At 45.4% G+C, this 17199-nt stretch carries 12 protein-coding genes and 1 riboswitch; of the genes, 8 read left to right on the top strand and 4 right to left on the bottom strand.

Annotation, left to right across the window (positions count from 1 at the left end; all coding sequences use genetic code 11):
- The first annotated feature begins 81 nt into the window (after positions 1–81).
- Positions 82–957, top strand: a complete 876-nt coding sequence (locus NQ117_RS12940) for a polysaccharide deacetylase family protein (protein WP_258278446.1) — start codon at positions 82–84, stop codon at positions 955–957.
- 163 nt (positions 958–1120) lie between these two features.
- On the top strand, positions 1121–1516 hold the full coding sequence (locus NQ117_RS12945) for a hypothetical protein (RefSeq protein WP_258278447.1): 396 nt from the start codon (positions 1121–1123) through the stop codon (positions 1514–1516).
- A gap of 130 nt (positions 1517–1646) precedes the next feature.
- Here the strand turns inward: NQ117_RS12945 and ade are convergent, their stop codons facing one another.
- A complete protein-coding gene (gene ade, locus NQ117_RS12950; RefSeq protein WP_375163075.1) occupies positions 1647–3374 on the bottom strand; it encodes an adenine deaminase in 1728 nt (575 codons plus the stop codon).
- A gap of 274 nt (positions 3375–3648) precedes the next feature.
- Positions 3649–3750, bottom strand: a riboswitch (purine riboswitch).
- A 293-nt stretch (positions 3751–4043) separates the two neighbouring features.
- On the opposite strand from ade, the gene NQ117_RS12955 reads away from it, so the two are divergent.
- The gene (locus NQ117_RS12955) at positions 4044–5831 is read left to right on the top strand and encodes a diguanylate cyclase domain-containing protein (RefSeq protein ID WP_258278448.1); all 1788 of its coding nucleotides are present in this window, start codon (positions 4044–4046) and stop codon (positions 5829–5831) included.
- A 182-nt stretch (positions 5832–6013) separates the two neighbouring features.
- On the opposite strand, the gene NQ117_RS12960 is transcribed toward NQ117_RS12955, so the two are convergent.
- On the bottom strand, positions 6014–6901 hold the full coding sequence (locus tag NQ117_RS12960) for a TetR/AcrR family transcriptional regulator (protein WP_258278449.1): 888 nt from the start codon (positions 6899–6901) through the stop codon (positions 6014–6016).
- Between the two features lie 287 nt (positions 6902–7188).
- On the opposite strand from NQ117_RS12960, the gene NQ117_RS12965 reads away from it, so the two are divergent.
- The gene (locus NQ117_RS12965) at positions 7189–10410 is read left to right on the top strand and encodes an efflux RND transporter permease subunit (protein ID WP_258278450.1); all 3222 of its coding nucleotides are present in this window, start codon (positions 7189–7191) and stop codon (positions 10408–10410) included.
- Positions 10411–10626: 216 nt separating this feature from the next.
- Here NQ117_RS12965 and NQ117_RS12970 read toward each other — a convergent pair whose 3' ends face one another.
- Positions 10627–11655, bottom strand: coding sequence for a hypothetical protein (locus NQ117_RS12970; RefSeq protein ID WP_258278451.1), 1029 nt, complete (start codon positions 11653–11655; stop codon positions 10627–10629).
- Positions 11656–11908: 253 nt separating this feature from the next.
- On the opposite strand from NQ117_RS12970, the gene NQ117_RS12975 reads away from it, so the two are divergent.
- The 3 genes from NQ117_RS12975 (at position 11909) to NQ117_RS12985 (ending at position 14708) form a co-directional block, all read left to right on the top strand.
- Positions 11909–12904, top strand: a complete 996-nt coding sequence (locus NQ117_RS12975) for a helix-turn-helix transcriptional regulator (protein ID WP_258278452.1) — start codon at positions 11909–11911, stop codon at positions 12902–12904.
- A 138-nt stretch (positions 12905–13042) separates the two neighbouring features.
- Positions 13043–13720, top strand: coding sequence for an AlkZ-related protein (locus NQ117_RS12980; RefSeq protein WP_258278453.1), 678 nt, complete (start codon positions 13043–13045; stop codon positions 13718–13720).
- Positions 13721–13808: 88 nt separating this feature from the next.
- Positions 13809–14708: a prenyltransferase/squalene oxidase repeat-containing protein gene (locus tag NQ117_RS12985; protein ID WP_258278454.1), complete on the top strand. Its 900-nt coding sequence runs from the start codon at positions 13809–13811 to the stop codon at positions 14706–14708.
- Here the strand turns inward: NQ117_RS12985 and NQ117_RS12990 are convergent.
- Positions 14697–15329 (bottom strand): LysE/ArgO family amino acid transporter, encoded by a 633-nt coding sequence (locus NQ117_RS12990; RefSeq protein ID WP_258278455.1) that lies wholly within the window; start codon positions 15327–15329, stop codon positions 14697–14699. The genes NQ117_RS12985 and NQ117_RS12990 overlap by 12 nt on opposite strands.
- Before the next feature lie 260 nt (positions 15330–15589).
- Between NQ117_RS12990 and NQ117_RS12995 the strand changes: the two genes are divergently transcribed.
- Positions 15590–17077, top strand: coding sequence for an aminotransferase-like domain-containing protein (locus NQ117_RS12995; protein WP_258278456.1), 1488 nt, complete (start codon positions 15590–15592; stop codon positions 17075–17077).
- Positions 17078–17199 lie beyond the last annotated feature (122 nt).

Raw genomic sequence — 17199 nt, forward strand, 5'->3', positions numbered from 1 at the left:
ATTTAGCAAGGGATTTCCATTTATGAACCTCGCATAATTGGGGAATTGTAACCTTATATACATTTAGGGGGCAATGAAAATATGGTGCGAAAAGGATATTTGCGGAAAGGCTTATTTACGATTCTTCTCTTCGCTGTGATGACAGCAGGCTGTTACTCCAACTCCAGTACAAATGAAACATCGAATACCAATCAGGCGAAGTCTGTTAAAAATAATACGATTAAAGAGTACAAGCTTGTACCCAATGGAGCGCCAGAGCTTGCTGGCGGATCCGAAAGTAAGAACCGCAATACGCAATCACTGACACTTGAACAGCTCCGTAAAAAATACCGTTCGAATTTTCATTTCTCAGGCCCATCAACACCACCTCGTGTAGCGTTAACATTTGATGATGCTCCTGATCAATTGTTTACACCGCGAGTTCTCGATGTACTGAATGAATATAAAGTGAAGGCGACGTTTTTCGTTGTTGGCAACAGGGCGCAGAAGCATCCTGATATAATAGATCGTATCGTAAAAGAAGGACATATATTAGGAAATCACACGTATAATCATCCGAATTTGGCGAAGGTATCGAACACCGCATTCCAGCGTGAAGTAGTGGATACCCAGAAGACGATAAAAAAATTGACAGGCAAGACGATGCGGTACCTTAGACCGCCATACGGCAATATTACTGAGGAACAGATCAAGTGGCTCGTTAGCAAAAAGATATCCATTGTGAATTGGAATGTCGATTCATTGGATTGGAAGGGTCTGAATGCGGATCAAGTGGTGGCCAATGTAATGGGCGATGTTAAAGCCGGTTCTATTGTGCTTCAGCATTCTGCTGGTGGAGAGGGCGAAGACTTGAGCGGAACCATTCAAGCTCTCCCAAGAATCATCAAGCAGTTGCGTGATCAGGGGATAGAGCTAGTAACTGTGCCTGAATTATTGAAAAAGCCCGCATATAAATAGTTCATTGTCACGCCTCTGTATGGATAGGCATATAACTAACCTAACTATAATTAGTGAATCGACAGAGGAGTGTTGACAATGGCAATGCCACAACTGATTGATCCCGGCTTGGCTGCTCTTTGGACATTATTTTAGATCAACCGTTATTGGATTCCCAGGCTATGTGACGTGGAAGTTTCTTAACTATAATCCAGCAACAAAAACCGTGACGATAGATATCAATGGACAGACACAATATCAAAATCTTGCTGACTTGGGCGGGCTGTCCTATTTGGGTCCAGTAATCCCTGGCCCAAGCCCAGGACCTGGTCCAGGTCCAAGCTCCGGTCCCGGACCTTGGCCATGGCCGCCAACACCAGGACATGGTATGCCTGCATGGTGCGCATGGCAACCATGGCATCCAGCTTGTTGGCCTGGAGGCCACCACGGTGGAGGGCATCATGGCGGCGGCTGGGGCCAACCAGGTCAACCGGGCCACTCTGGTGGGGGTCAACCCGGAGGTGGATGGGGGACAGGAAGAGGATATATTACGTGGGTTCCTGTCTTTATTTCTTATTGATATGGAGCATATAAATAAACAAAGGCGCCTGCACAAGGGCGCCTTTGTTAGTTAGAATTCGCTTAATAATCGTATATTCCGGCGGATTCGGTGAATAAGAATAAGTGGCATAGTCATAATCGTAAGGCTCTTACGAGCGTGTCTGCCATATAGAAATATGACTAAAGGATTCGAATGAAAACAACCCCATATCCGTTAACTTGAGCTCTGGAATGACAGGCAGACATAAGAAGGATAAGGTCACGAATGGATGAAAGTCAGTCGAAGCTCCGATTTGCTCCAATGCATGATGGAGTTGCTCGAGCTGTTCCAATACTTCCTCATAGGGCTGTGTTGCCATTAAACCTGCTATCGGTAACGGTAAAGTGGCAAGTGCGAGTCCATCTTTGATGACCGTAAGTCCACCGTTTATCTGACGAAGCTCATTAATTGCAATTAGCATGTCAGCATCATTCGTGCCTGCGACGACTAGATTATGGGAGTCATGGGCAACAGTCGATGCAATTGCACCAGCGTTAAAGCCAAAGCCCTTTACGATACCTTGTCCAATATGGCCTGTATGATGATGACGTTCAAGAACGGCCATTTTCAGTTGATCGGCTTGAACGGAAGGTTGGAAGCAACCGTTCACGATGGTTACCTCTTCAACGAGATGCTCGGTTAATAGGCTGTTAGGCTGAATGCCAATAATAGAGCAGGAGCTGTGTTCAGGCAAAGAAATGCTCAGCTGCTCAACTTGTACAGGATTTAATCGAACACTGTTCAATACAGCAGACGGAGGAGCCGTAGTCGTCAATTTTGAACCTACATATTTTCCATTAGAAGCGACAAGCTCACCAGCTTTAAATACATGGCTAATGTCTATTGTGTCTAGATGGTCGAGAAATAGCAGATCAGCATCATACCCGGGAGCGACAGCTCCTTTCGTACTGAGACCATAACACTCCGCAGCATTCAATGTTGCCATTTGAATGGCAGTCAACGCTGGAATGCCCGATTCAATCGCAAGCTTTATATTCCAGTTGATGCTGCCTTCTTGTACAAGCTCGTCCAAATGCTTGTCATCTGTACAGAATAAGCAGCGGCGTGCGTTGTGAGGGGTAACAACGGAAGCGAGATTCCGTACATCTTTGGCTACCGAGCCTTCTCGCAGCAGCACATATATGCCGCGGCTAAGACGTTCTCGTGCTTGCTCAGCAGATACGCATTCATGATCCGTGCGTATGCCTGCTGCTCGATAAACGTCAATCTGCTCACCACTTAGCCCAGCACCATGGCCATCAATAAGCTTGCCTTTCGCATAAGCGTCAGTTAGCTTGCGTACCATATCTGGCTCACCACTGTGCACGGAAGGATAGTCCATTACTTCCGCTAATCCAAGCACTCGAGGGTGATGATAGAAAGGCTCTAATGCATCTGCTTGCAGCACAGCTCCAGCATGTTCATAGGGTGTAGAAGGTACACAAGATGGAAGCATAACATACACATCAAGCGGCAGTCCTTCGGAAGCGTCCAACATATATTGAATACCTGCTGTACCACTCACATTGGCAATTTCATGCGGGTCTGTGATGACAGAAGTTACTCCATGCGGCAGCACCACACGTGCGAATTCCGAGGGGGTTACCATCGATGATTCAATGTGGACATGGGCATCAATAAAGCCAGGACATATGAAGCGTCCTTCTGCATCAATAATCTGCTTGCCTTCATATTCGCCGATACCGACAATGCGACCGTTCGTAATTGCGATATCGCCTTCTCTAATTTCGTGCTGAAATACATCTACGATGCGGCCATTGCGAATAACGATATCTGCCAGTTCACGCTTGGAAGCAGCAGCAATCCACTGTTTCATGGCTGTTTCTTGTTCGGTTTGTCCTGTTGTCACTTGCAATTCCCCTCCAAATGAAAAAAACTCTAGCGTATCAAATGAACACTTAGAGTTTGACTGGAGTAGAAGGAAATATCGGCTGCATCTCTGCGTCGGTCAACAGATTCGATCTATCCCAAAATAGGTAGATCAACAAGACAAACCGAAGAAGGCTGCGGCGTTAATACGAAACACTGCCTTTCTAGTCTGCTGTCTATATGAATCGCCGATTGCATTCCACAAGCTTGTTCAGCTCGGGAGCAGCCTGATCCTTCCTCGTAGTCAAACTATTTAAGGTAGTTCGGTAGAAACAGCCGGACCTTATTTCCGACCCTATACGAGATAGTGATATATATAATTTCACTTATTCTATAGGGCTGTGCTTCAGCAGTCAATAGCTTTGTCATAAAGTTGGCTGAGTATGTACATATGCAAAGTAACTTCATATAACGAAAGCAAATATTCAATATTCAAAATGAGAATTAACCCTGACGTGGCTGTAGGTGTACACTGCAACTTCCTTGTAGTAAGATAAAAGTTACATTTCGGGGAAAATAGGAATTGCGAAAACAAGTCATACTCAGGTTGCCATGTTGTTTGAGTAAACTCAAACTCAAATGCAGCAACTAATGATGAAGAAAGGTTGAACGAGTAATGTCAGATATGAAGGATCCATTGGCAACTCTGTTAAAGTTACCGCCAACACGAAAACAGACGGTCATTGCAACTGTTGTTGGCTTGTTGATCATTGGTCTGTCAATGTCTGTTCTCCCCTATGCGCAGAACCATTTTCTAGAAGTAAATGCCTTTTATCCTCTCTTCATTGCATGGGTATTGATTGGGGATTTTGTAACCTCCCATCTTTTCTACATACAGTATCGAGCATCTGGTGAGAAGCCTTTGCTCATTTTATCCGCGACCTTCTTATTTACTGCGCTTATCGTTATTCCGCATGCCGCTACTTTTCCTGGTATACTGCCGTATTATTGGGTAGGCAATTTAGAGCAACTATCCCTCTGGTTATGGTTGGTATGGCATATTGGCTATCCCATTGGTATTATTTTATATTCGTTGAATTTGAACAGTAACAATGATGGTCAGCCAATAAAACTGAGCAAGGAGAAATGGTTGCGGGGAGGCATGCTGCTAGGAACAGGGTTTGTCGTTGTTATAGTGACTTATTTGCTGTACTCCTATCGCGCTGAGCTTCCGGCATTTTTAAATGGGCATAATTATGAAAATCTTGTTTATTCTGGGATAGGGCCTGCTGTTGCTGTCTTAAATGTAATGGCTTTTACCATACTGCTGCTGAGGACTAAATTCAACAGTGTGCTGCATATTTGGTTGACGTTATCGGTATTTACGTTCTGTTTAGATGTGATTCTGACCTTGTACGCAGGCGAACGATATAGCATTGGCTGGTATATGGCGCGTTTTAATGCGCTGTTGTCTGCTACGGCTGCACTTGCTGTCCTGTTCTTTGAGGTGAACCAACTCTATATTCGCCTGACGCGTTCACAAGCTCAACTCAAACAGTCACAGACACATCTCAATAACACGTTAAACAGCTTATCGGATTGTTTCATTGCACTGAGCAATGATTGGAGATATATGTTTGCAAATAAGAGTGCGGAGCAATTTGAGGGTATTTCTTTTTCGGAAGTAAAGGGTAAGCACTTTTGGGTATATAATACGCATCTGCTAGACACAGAATGGTATGAGCATAGTATGAGGACAATGACGGAAAAGGTCAGAACAGAATTTCTTTGGTTCGATGAGCCGAAGCAGCGTTGGCTAGAGACGAGAATGTACCCAACAGAAGAAGGGATCTCGATCTTTTACCGCGATGTTACGTTACGAATTGTGTCAGAGCAGCGAATGAAAGAAGCAAATGAGAAGCTGCAAATGGCAAACCATTTATTGAAAGATTTCTCGTTCCGGGATGGTTTGACAGGCGTATACAATCGCCGTTATTTCGATCAAGTACTAGAGCGGGAGTGGCAAACTTCTTCTGAAGAGAGTACGCCGCTAACGCTCATGCTGTTCGATCTCGACTATTTCAAGCTGTACAATGATACGTATGGTCACCAGCAGGGAGACGAGTGCTTAACGCGTATTGCCCATGCGGTGCGAGATGCATTATCCGACTCTAATGCGATCGTAGCTCGCTATGGTGGTGAAGAGTTTGCGATTATTTTACCGCAGACAGATAAAATACAGGCAGCTGTCATTGCTGAATCTGTGCGTTTAACTGTAGAACATTTAGGCATTATGCACAATGTATCGCCAGCATTTTCAGTCGTGACTTGCAGCTTGGGCAGCTTTACGATGAAGGTACAGCCTGAGCAGGAAGAACAAGAAAGCCTGTTGATTCAGCTAGCGGATCAAGCGATGTACGAAGCCAAGCAAGCGGGACGCAATCAAGTTCGGATACAGGGGTAATTGTAAATGTACAAGCTTGACCTGCCGCACATTGCGTCCGCACTCTATTTTCTGGACAATCAGTTTATATGAATAAGTAAAGCATGAGGCGAGGGAACGGGTAGGTTTCTTCGCCTCTTTTATTTTTAAAAGAATGGTCTTTGCATCCATAATGGTATCTTATCAGCATGACTGCCTTATCTTCATTTAGCTGAGTCAGAAGAGGTGCTGAATTGGTTGTGCACTTTTTCAATAATAGGTGCCATCGCTTCATAATTTCGTAAGTTGTACAGCATGCCCTCTACGATGGGAAGCCGCGGCTCATTAGCTGACAGTTCCTCGCTCAGCACATCCAATGTAATGCGAAGATGCTCGTCTTCGGCCGTATGTGCTGCTTCTTTTGCCAGCGTATGAATCTCTTGCAGTAATTGCTGCTTCGGATCGGCTGGGGCAGTTGCGTACGATAAGCACATGCTGTGATTGCAATAAGATTCGAAAATCGGCTTATCACCGGAACGCTCGAAGCCTTCCAGCAGATGTTCGACGCGCTGTATCATATAAGCAGCCGATTCTGCAAGATCGCTTGGTTTATTGTGGAGCAGCATCATTTCACAGAATACCTGCATCATGCCTTGCAAGAGCAGAGTAAGGTCCGTTACATAGGCTTGAACACGCTCTTCCCCATAAATACGAATCAGGTGGTTCCGGAAAAAGGAAAACATCTCATCCCGCATCGTAAACACGAATTGTGCAATATCTTGATTGAACGGAATCGCATGCTCGCGTGCATGCATCACGATAAACTCCTTATGCTTTTCAATTTCCTCCAGTTGAACTTGGAGCTGACGAATGAACCGTTCCTTTGGGTCCTCTATATGTTGTCCTACTTCGTTAACTTTGGTATTAATAAGGTCGTAGTAATACCGGAATATAGCTAGCAGCAGGTCTTCTTTAGAATCAAAGTACAAGTAGAAAGCGCCTTTGGAAATGCCGCTCTCGGTAGCGATTTCTTGGATAGATGTAGCCAATACGCCTTTGCGCGCAAAAAGCTTCATACCAGCCTCGATCAACCATTTTTCTTTTTCCTTCATTGGATACGCTCCTATTTATGTCTGGTACCTTTTATTATGACGTGAATGTTCTGTTCGTCAACGTTCATTCTATATAAGGAAGCTGCTTTACCTGCCACTTAAGATGTAACATCCTCCACTAGTTGACTCCGACTGTCTGGTCAGTTATATTTTAAATTATTATGACTAGTCAGTCAAAAGTCAATTTTATGTTTGTTCAACTCTATAAATAACCATATCTCTGTTATGGATATCATGCCGTAACCAAGGATAAGGAAAGAGAGCAAAACAGGAGTGGAGGAGAGACGTTGAACAGTATTATTAATTTTTCTTTGAAAAACAAGTTTGCCCTGTGGTTGATTACGATCATTGTGGTCGTGTCAGGTCTATACTCAGGAACGCAAATGAAGATGGAGACACTGCCGGATATTACGACACCTGTCGTAACGGTAACGACTGTTTATCCAGGTGCTGCTCCGCAGGAAGTGGCTGATGAAGTCACGAAGCCGATCGAACAGCGGATACAGAACTTGCAGGGAGTCGAAACCGTAGATTCCTCATCGTTCCAAAATGCATCTGCAATTACGATTATGTATGATTTCGATACAGATATGGAGAAGGCAGAAGCAGAAGTGAAGAGCATTATGGCTGAGCTTAGCTTGCCTGAAGGCGTGCAATCTCCGAAAGTATCTCGTATGAGCTTCAGTGCATTCCCAGTTATTACACTCAGTGCAGCGAACGACAAGCAATCGCTCGCAGAGTTGACGAAGCAAGTAGAAGAAGAAATCGTGCCGAAGCTGGAAGGTGTCGATGGCGTTGCCAGCATCCAAGTTTCCGGTCAACAAGTTGATGAAGTACAGCTGACGTTCAAAGGCGATCAGATGAAGAAATATGGCTTGCAAGAGGATACGGTACGTGGACTGCTGCAAGCATCTAATGTGCGCTTCCCGTTAGGATTGTACCAATTCGGTGAAAAAGAGCAATCCGTTGTTGTCGATGGCAAATTAACAACATTGGAAGAGCTCCGTAATCTTGAGATTCCTTACAATCCGGCTGCAATGGGCGGAGTCGGTGCAGGCACTGGTGGACAACAGCCAGCGACGCCTGGAGCTGGAATGGGAGCAATGCCGGGCGCAGCTGGTCAACCTAACGCAGGCGCTGGTGCAGGTGCTCAGACGCTTCCTCCTACTGCGCAAGGTCAGGCAACTGCGAATATAAAGATGCCGACAGTGAAGCTCAGTGAAGTAGCTGATATTAAGCTGACGGGTCAAGCGGAGTCCGTATCCCGTACGAATGGTCAAGATGCAATTGGTATGCAGATCGTTAAGGCTGCAGACGCGAATACGGTTGAAGTCGTAAACGCTGTGAAAGCTGTCGTTGCGGACTTTGAAGCAAAATATCCGGATTTGGAGTTCATCTCAACATCTGACCAAGGAAAACCGATTGAGGACTCTGTTAACACGATGTTGAGCAAAGCCTTGTTCGGTGCAGGTTTCGCTATGCTTATCATTTTGCTGTTCTTGCGAAACCTTCGTACAACGCTAATCTCGGTTGTATCGATTCCTTTGTCCTTGCTTATTGCTGTTCTTTTATTGCATCAAATGGATATTACGCTTAATATCATGACGCTTGGTGCGATGACCGTTGCGATTGGACGCGTTGTCGATGACTCCATCGTTGTTGTTGAAAATATTTATCGTCGTATGTCCTTGAAGCAGGAGAAGCTTAAAGGATTCGATCTCATTCGTGAAGCAACGAAAGAAATGTTTATGCCTATTTTGTCCTCCACGATCGTAACGATTGCGGTATTCTTGCCGCTTGGTCTTGTATCGGGGATGGTCGGTGAAATGTTCTTGCCATTCGGTTTGACGATTGTATTCGCGTTGCTTGCTTCCTTGCTTGTAGCCATTACAATCGTGCCAATGATGGCGCATCAAATGTTCAAGCATGGAATTAGCGACAAGCATCAGCATCACGAAGATAACCCAGGCCGTCTGGCTTTGGCTTATAAACGTACGCTGCAATGGTCTTTGAATCATAAAGTGATTACATCGCTTATTGCGGTGGCATTGCTAGTTGGTAGCTTGATGCTTACACCATTCGTTGGCGTCAGCTTCCTGCCTTCCGAGGAACAGAAGATGGTTATCGCAACCTTCAATCCGGAAGCAGGCCAAACGCTGGAAGATGTGAAGAAGACGGCTACAATGGCAGAAGAGTATTTCCAAGGTAATGAGCATGTAGATGTAGTGCAGTATTCAATAGGCAGTGAGAACCCGATGAGCCCGGGAGCTCGTAATCAGGCGTTGTTCTTCATAAGCTACAACCCAGACACGCCTAATTTCACAGAACTGAAAGAGAATGTTATACCAGACTTGCAGGAGAAGACGCCGAAAGGTGAGTGGGGTCAAATGGACTTCGCTACGGGCGGATTTAGCGGCAGCGACATGAAGATGTACGTGTTCGGTGACAACATGGAGAAGATGAAGCCAGTTGTTGAAGACCTTGAGAAGCGTATGTCTACAGTTGAAGGTTTGAAGGACGTCGAGTCCAGCTTGTCTGATGCGTATGAAGAGTATACATTGGCGATTGATCATAAGAAGCTAAGCCAATATGGCTTAACATCTGCTCAAGTCGGCATGGAACTTAGCCAACAGCGAGAGCGTCCAGTGTTGACGACCGTTGAGAAAGACGGCGAAGAGCTGAACGTATACTTGCAAGTGAAAGAAAAGAAGGCAAACTCTGTCGATGATTTGTTGAACCGAGAGCTTACAACTCCACTTGGCACGAAAGTGAAAGTGAAGGACGTTGTCGAGTTGAACGAAGGAACAACATCGGACACGGTTACAAGTAAAAATGGCCGTCTCGTTCTAGACGTCAGCGGCAAAATTACTGGATCAAATGTAGCGGAAGTATCTGCTGCTGTGCAAAAAGAAATCGATGCGATGAAGCTTCCTGTAGGCGTAGAAATTTCTACAGGCGGGGTAACGGCTGACATTGAAGAATCATTCAAGCAGCTTGGTATCGCGATGATCGCTGCAATCGCTATCGTATACTTGGTGCTTGTTATTACATTTGGCGGCGGTCTAGCACCGTTTGCAATTTTGTTCTCCTTGCCATTTACGATTATCGGCGCGATTGTGGCGTTGTTTATTGCAGGAGAGACCATTAGCGTTTCGGCACTTATCGGTATGCTCATGCTTATCGGTATTGTCGTAACGAATGCAATCGTATTGATCGACCGTGTTATCCAGAAGGAAGAAGAAGGATATTCCGTACGTGAATCCTTGCTTGAAGCGGCAACAACGCGTCTTCGTCCGATTTTGATGACGGCAATCGCGACAATCGGCGCATTGATTCCGCTTGCGATTGGTATGGAGGGCAGCGGCGTCATTTCCCGTGGCCTTGGTGTAACGGTTATCGGTGGATTGACGAGTTCGACATTGCTTACACTTCTTATCGTGCCGATTGTCTATGAGGCGGTTAGCAAAATTAGCCGCAAAGGTACGAAGAAGAAGGCTAATGCTGCGTAAGTGATGCAATCGAATACTGCTATCTACTAAACAGGCAGCTAGTCATCTTGTGTTAGCGGCTAATGTAGGCGGATAGCATAGTTCGTATAGCAATAAGAAAGAGGGTGTTCTCCATAGTGGGGAACAGCCCTCTTTTTGTATGCGTGAAAGACTGGGTTTGATTATTAAGGAAGAAGGGGGTCTTTGTGATAGGGTATGCGTGAAATGCTGGAATTGTTATTTAAACGTCTGTTTATAGAGCTCACTATATTCTTCATCCCAAAACTTATGCATATACGGTAGGATATTGCCATCGCTATCTGAAATGGCGTCTTTATGCTGTGCAATTAAATCTACATATTTGACTAACAGGCTGCCGCTTCTCGATTCACCATACTTTTCAATTACGCTTGCATACGTTTTTTTCATTTTAGGGTGTAGCTTTCCTGTCTTTTTATCGATCATATCATCCCAATTTCGATTGAAAAATTGCCACAGGTATCCATGGTGTAAATCTTTTATCTCTTTCATGTGTCGGCTCTTAGGGGTCTTTTGTATATATTCATCAATGGCAGCAGCGCGTTTCATTAGCGTATCGTAGGGAGGTTTTTTGTTATCATTAAAAATATAATAAAGCTCCTCGACGCTAAGGGTCGTATATTGAAGGTAGAAGGCTGTATCTTTGTTGAATGCAGAGCGGTAGGCGTTTTGGATCGCTTTATAGTCAACGCGGTAGAAGTAGAGGGTACCGTCATAATCAAGCTTTAGCTTGCCTTTTTGTTGAAGGAGCAGCCATTTCTTAAACGACTTATCTTTAATTTTATCGAACTTATTTAGATTGCTGCCGAGCTTCTTAAGCTGTTTGTACAGTTTGGGATTTGCAATTTTTTCATTGAACTGGCCAATGACTTGTTCGACGTGATTTTCATAGTATTTTTCTAAAATGATAAGCATCTCCGTGGCTTGCTCGGGCTTTACTTTGTGAATATGTCGATCCATATACGTAATTAGTTCATATGCATTTTTAGCTTTGCTGGCTAGTTTTTTCATGTTGGCTACAACATTTTGATGCTTGGATGATTTAGTGGGTATCGGCTTGCTTATGTTCTTTTGAGTAGTGGATGCTGCTGTTTCAGTTAATTGTGGTTGTAGAGAGGTATTGGAGGTTAGTGCGGATGTGCTGCTTGCTAAGCCTCCTATTGATAGTAAGGAGGCGGCGCTTACAGCTAACGTTACTTTCATGAGCATGTTTTTCAAATGATTCACTTGCCTTTCCTATAGATTATGAACTTCCGAGAATATAATAGATCGAAATGGAGCCGAGATCGTTACGAATTTCTTTGTGAAATCGATTGATTTGGATACAAATGGATTTCAATCTGGTGACAGAAAGTTTAGGAACGATAATCGTTGGCGGATGGACTAGATTTGTTATTGAAGTTTTTTTGGAATTGGTGACATGCAAGCTGTCACTAATACGGTGCTATAATGGGCTTAACAGTCAATCGGAGGTGCAGTCGTGAAGCGAAGTGACCGCTTGACCGCTATTGTGATGGCATTGCAGCAGCAATCAGAAACAGCTCAGTCACTGGCTGACAAATTCGAGGTTTCGAAGCGAACTATTTTGCGGGATATGCAGACACTTAGTGAAATGGGAGTACCTCTATATGGGGAAAGCGGGCCGCGCGGCGGCTATAAGCTTATGGAAGGATACCATTTGCCCCCACTTGCGTTGAGTGAAGAAGAAGCATTGCTGACACTAGTTGCCCTGCAAGGGATGACCCAGTTGGCAGACTCTCCATTCAATGCGGAGCGCTGGACGGTTATGGACAAGCTTAAGCATGCTCTGGCACCTTCCTATCGTTCACAACTTGATACAAAGCTTGAAAGAATGGAACTGTTTATGCCCAAACGAAGTTACCGGACACCTTATTTGACCCAGCTGTTGGAAGCTGCTGTAGAAGGACATGCCATAGAAGCGTTTTACCGTTCCATGCGTCATGAGCGGTGGCTCAAGCTATTGCCGAAACGGGTGTATACAGCTAATGGCTTCTGGTACTGTGAAGCCTATTCATTCACACATAGCGAAACGCGATCGTTCCGAGTGGATAGGGTTGCCGAGATGCACTTGTCGGAAGAACACGCAGAGATAAACACTGCGGCTGCTCAGCAAAGGGGGCAATATATAGCATCCCAAGACCAAGCTTCAACGAAAATTTTGAATCCAGATGTAACCCAACAAGTAACAGAACGTGTGCGAATTGTCGCCCGTCTTACCTACCGAGGTATGCTGCAGGTAGAACAAGATGAGCATTTGGGTGAGCAGGTCCATTTGTGCGGGGATGATAGTTGGGAACTGGATGCAGAACTTCCGAGGTCAGAATGGCAGTGGGTCGTAGAATGGTTTTATCGGCTTGGTATGGATGCTGAAGTGTTGGAGCCCTTAGAACTGCGAATGGAAGTCGCCAAGTTGGCAGCACAAGTGTATGCCCGTTATGAAGAACAGCCTACTTGACCATACAGAATAATAGGGCGTGAATTTTACTCAGCAAGCGTTGAGGCGAACGGTTTCAATGCCATTCCGGAATTGAATTGCAGATTTGCGTTCTTACTATACAGATGTATTGAAATATGATCTAGGAGGCTCGCAAGTATGAATCGCGAACGCATTTGTACGTATGATGAAGCTGTAGAAGTGATACGAGAAGTCGGTATTTTGCCATTGGCGAAGCTGATACCGAATCATCCTTCTTTGGATGTGATTACACCTAGTGAGCAGTGGCATACGGATGCAGACAATGATCCGTGGCGTTGGAGAGTTCGCTTTCCTAGTGACGGGAGCGCCGCATACGGCAAGTTTTTGAAGAAAAAATCAGTACTCGTTTCCGCTGATCTTGTCTCCGCGCTTAAGACGCTTATTGGAAGTGAGCATTCGGTGGAGGAACGTTATGAGGATGGTCAATTATCTCGTGAGGCGAAAGAGCTGTATACCATTATTGAAGCCAATCCTGGTATCGAAACACGCTCGCTTCGGGCTGAAGCGGGAATGAAGGCACAAGATAAAAAGAAAGACTTTGATCGCAGCCTGTTGGAGCTTCAGAGCACTATGGATATTGTTATCTCAGGTGTAAAAGAAGAACGGAATGAGGATGGCGAGTTAAAAGGATGGCGCAATACGTCCTTTGAGACATTGGGGGACTGGATGCGAGGTATTGGTTTGGCAGAGGAACAGCTGACACGTGATGAAGCCCGAACTAGGTTGGAAGAACGGTTGTTTTCTGTGTGCACGCCTGAAGCGATCAAAGCATTTCGCAAAGCGTTGGGGCTATAACTGGTTCGTTATTCGTAATTAGTCGAATAGCTCTCTTTCGCTGCCTAAGAGGGGAAGGTAGGAAATAATTATGGGAGGTAATAGGGAGATGACAGGACAATTGAGTGTAGAGGTGTTAGGACAAGCGAAGCCATTTATATATCGTCAAGCGAGGCTGCTCGATCGGAGAAGATACGAATTTCATTTTGAACAAGGCAGTCCAGAACAGGTCATCGCAGCATTGCGAGCATATCAGAATGAGGATGGTGGCTTTGGGCAAGCGTTGGAACCGGATATTCGTTGTCCGCAAAGTCAGCCTGTGCCTGTAGAAATAGCGCTTAGGCTGATGGATGAAGTCAGTTATGTAGATCCGACGATCATGGACGGCATTGGCCGTTATTTAAAAGGCATTACGCGCCCTGAAGGAGGTTTTCCGTTAGCGACATTAGTCGTGAATGATTATCCTCACGCTCCATGGTGGCATAGGGAAGAAGATCAATTGCCGTCCTTGAATCCGACGGGCAACATCATTGGCTTGTTGTACAAATTGTTGGAGCATCACTCTTTTCAAGAAGAGGAATGGTTCCAGTTGTCTGTAGAATACATGTGGCGTCAGTTGGAAGATCTGAATCCTTATGATTATCACGATATTGTGCAGGCTGCCACTTTCTTGGAGCATGCTCCTAATTCGGAACGAGTACAAGAGTATCGAGTATGGTTGGACGAGCTAATTAGACGGCCAGGTATTATCGAGCTCGATCCCAAAGCCGAGGGCTATGTGCACAAAGTGCTCGATTGGGCCCCTGCACCCAATCATCCTGTTGCGAAGTTGGTTACGGCGGAAGATATAAGCCAGCACTTGGATCATTTACTGACCGAGCAGCAGGCGGACGGTGGATGGCCGATCCGCTGGGAAGCGGTTAGTCCAGCCTGCGAGTTAGAATGGCGTGGCAGTATTACGATAGACAGGTTGCTTACTTTACGAGCTTATGGGAGATTAAGCAGTTAAGTCTCGGAGTAAAGTAATAAGCATATAGCAAGCAATTCCCCATATGGTAATGGCAGAAATACGATTAAATATAGCAATCCATTTCCCTGAGGTGTCGGCGGTGCGCAGCATCCGACCTGCGGCCGCCAAGCCGAAGAACCATAGCCACGAGATACCGATAGCGGCTAACGTGAACGCCCACTTCGTTTCACCTTCGTATTGTAAGGAGTTTGTTCCGATAACCCCGATCGTATCCAAAATGGCGTGCGGATTGAAAATCGAGACAGAGGCTGCAAACAAAATTTGTTTTCGGCCTGTTAGTGCTGTCTTCACTCGATCTTGGACTGTTGTTTGAGCCCCGGCAGATTTCCAGAGACTGTACCCGATAAAGAGCATGAATACAACTCCAACCCCATATAGGATCTGCTTTAACCATAGCCATTGAAAAATAATAAGAGATACCCCTTCTACAGCGAGTAAAATGAGCAGCGTATCACAGATTGCAGCGGTCAGTGCGGCAGGCAATGCCCGATTGAACTGTGGCTGTATGGCTCCTTGGTTAAAAATAAATACATTCTGCACACCTAGCGGCAAAATAAGTCCGAATGCAAGCAAAATACCGTGAATAAATGCTTCTACCATGATGATTCCTCCTGTATGTATAGCTTCGATCTGGTCGATGTATCTAATCGTATCGAATGGTTGGGCAAATGTCCCCAACCATTTGGTTGAACATGCAGCCAACCAAATTTATAATAAGCACAAACAAATGAAGGAATAACATTCCAAATAAGATGGAGCGTTACTGCCACTAGTAATCTACCTGCAAGCAAGTTCGGGAGATACTAGCAGCACTTACTTCATCATTGGAATGAACGATGCAAAAAAGGTGAGCGTGTCAAATGGATCATTTATCGCAATGGCGGCCGGATATCAACTCTTCCGTTCCGCTGTATCAGCAGATTGAAGCTTATATTATCTTAAAAATACAGAGCGGCGAATGGACGCAGGGCATGAAGCTTCCTTCGCAGCGGGTGTTGGCGAAGCAGTTCGGTGTCAACCGAAGTACGATTGTCGCGGCTATGGATAGACTCATCTCTGCAGGAACGCTAGAAGGGAATAGTGGGGGAGGTACGCGAGTAGCTTGTGATGGTGAGGCAGATCTGACTCAGCATGACAGCCAACTAGCTCAACAATCCTTGTTCCCACGCAAGCATTGGAATGATTACGTGGAGGATGGCGTGCACTATCCGAACTTACCGCTTGTGCAGACGATAAATCGAATGGAATTCGCACCTCACATTATTCGACTAGGAACGGGCGAGCTTTCACCGAGTCTGCTGCCAGAGCAGTCTATGCGTCATCTATTTTCTGAAATAGCATCTACTGTGGATACAGTACCACTAAGTTATGAAGAGCCGTTGGGCTCTTATCAGCTGCGTCGTGAACTATGTCTAGAAATGGAGAGGCGCGGTATTAACGCATCGCCTTCAAATGTGCTCGTTGTATCAGGAGCACTGCAAGCCTTACAGCTTATTTCGGCAGGATTATTAGAGCGGCAATCGACGATACTATTGGAGAAGCCCTCTTATTTATATTCCATTCATGCGTTTCAATCGGCAGGGATTCGTCTAGCAGGTGTCCCTATGGATGCAGAAGGCTTGCAAACTTCTGCTTTGGCCCGCTTGAAGCACCTGCGCCAAGCTGTGCTGCTGTATACGAATCCGACCTATCATAATCCAACTGGAATCGTGATGAGTGAAGCACGGCGAACGCGATTGATGCAGGTATGCAGTCAGATTGGATTGCCCATCTTAGAGGATGGTGCATATGAAGAGTTATGGCTGGATCATCAACCACCTGCTTCGTTAAAATCGAGAGATGTGAATGGGCAAGTCCTTTATGTCGGCACGCTTTCGAAAATAGTTAGCCCTGGATTGAGGATCGGCTGGATTGTAGGTTCAGAGCGAGTGATTGAGCGGTTAGCAGACATTAAAATGCAGACGGATTACGGGTCCAGCTCCGTGTCGCAGCTTATGGCGTACCATTGGCTTCATTCAGGCTATCATCAACGGCATATGGAACAACTTCGAGCTCATTTGCGTGTGCGGAGAGACTTGATGCTGGAGCTGCTGCAGCAGGATTGGCATGACATTGCCACTTGGCAGAAGCCGACTGGCGGTTTCTACATCTGGGTAACTTTGAACGGTGCATTTTCACTGAGCAAGCTGTTCGAACAGGCACTTGCAGCAGGTATATTGCTGAATGTCGGTACACTTTATGACCGCGGGGCTAGTAGACAGCTGCGACTGTCGTATGCCTATGCTTCTATCGAGGAAATGAAGTTTGCGATGGGGAAGCTGGCACAGCTCATCCGTTCGTTGGGTTAGAACAAGATTGAGGATAGGAAATAATTAGGCTGCTTGTGGGATTTGATGTGCTTAATGTTCGTGTTTTGCTTAGTTTTGATTGTAAATGAGGCTTATAAACCATTTGGTAATATTAAAATCCG

This window comes from Paenibacillus sp. SC116 (assembly GCF_024733555.1).
Taxonomy (GTDB): Bacteria; Bacillota; Bacilli; order Paenibacillales; family Paenibacillaceae; genus Paenibacillus_B.

Excerpts from the sequence above, each read along its gene's own strand:
- NQ117_RS12940 (WP_258278446.1), top strand. The coding sequence starts at position 82 with ATGGTGCGAAAAGGATATTTGCGGAAAGGCTTATTTACGATTCTTCTC.
- ade (WP_375163075.1), bottom strand. The coding sequence starts at position 3,374 with ATGAAACAGTGGATTGCTGCTGCTTCCAAGCGTGAACTGGCAGATATC.
- NQ117_RS12955 (WP_258278448.1), top strand. The coding sequence starts at position 4,044 with ATGTCAGATATGAAGGATCCATTGGCAACTCTGTTAAAGTTACCGCCA.
- NQ117_RS12960 (WP_258278449.1), bottom strand. The coding sequence starts at position 6,901 with ATGAAGGAAAAAGAAAAATGGTTGATCGAGGCTGGTATGAAGCTTTTT.
- NQ117_RS12980 (WP_258278453.1), top strand. The coding sequence starts at position 13,043 with ATGAATCGCGAACGCATTTGTACGTATGATGAAGCTGTAGAAGTGATA.
- NQ117_RS12985 (WP_258278454.1), top strand. The coding sequence starts at position 13,809 with ATGACAGGACAATTGAGTGTAGAGGTGTTAGGACAAGCGAAGCCATTT.
- NQ117_RS12990 (WP_258278455.1), bottom strand. The coding sequence starts at position 15,329 with ATGGTAGAAGCATTTATTCACGGTATTTTGCTTGCATTCGGACTTATT.
- NQ117_RS12995 (WP_258278456.1), top strand. The coding sequence starts at position 15,590 with ATGGATCATTTATCGCAATGGCGGCCGGATATCAACTCTTCCGTTCCG.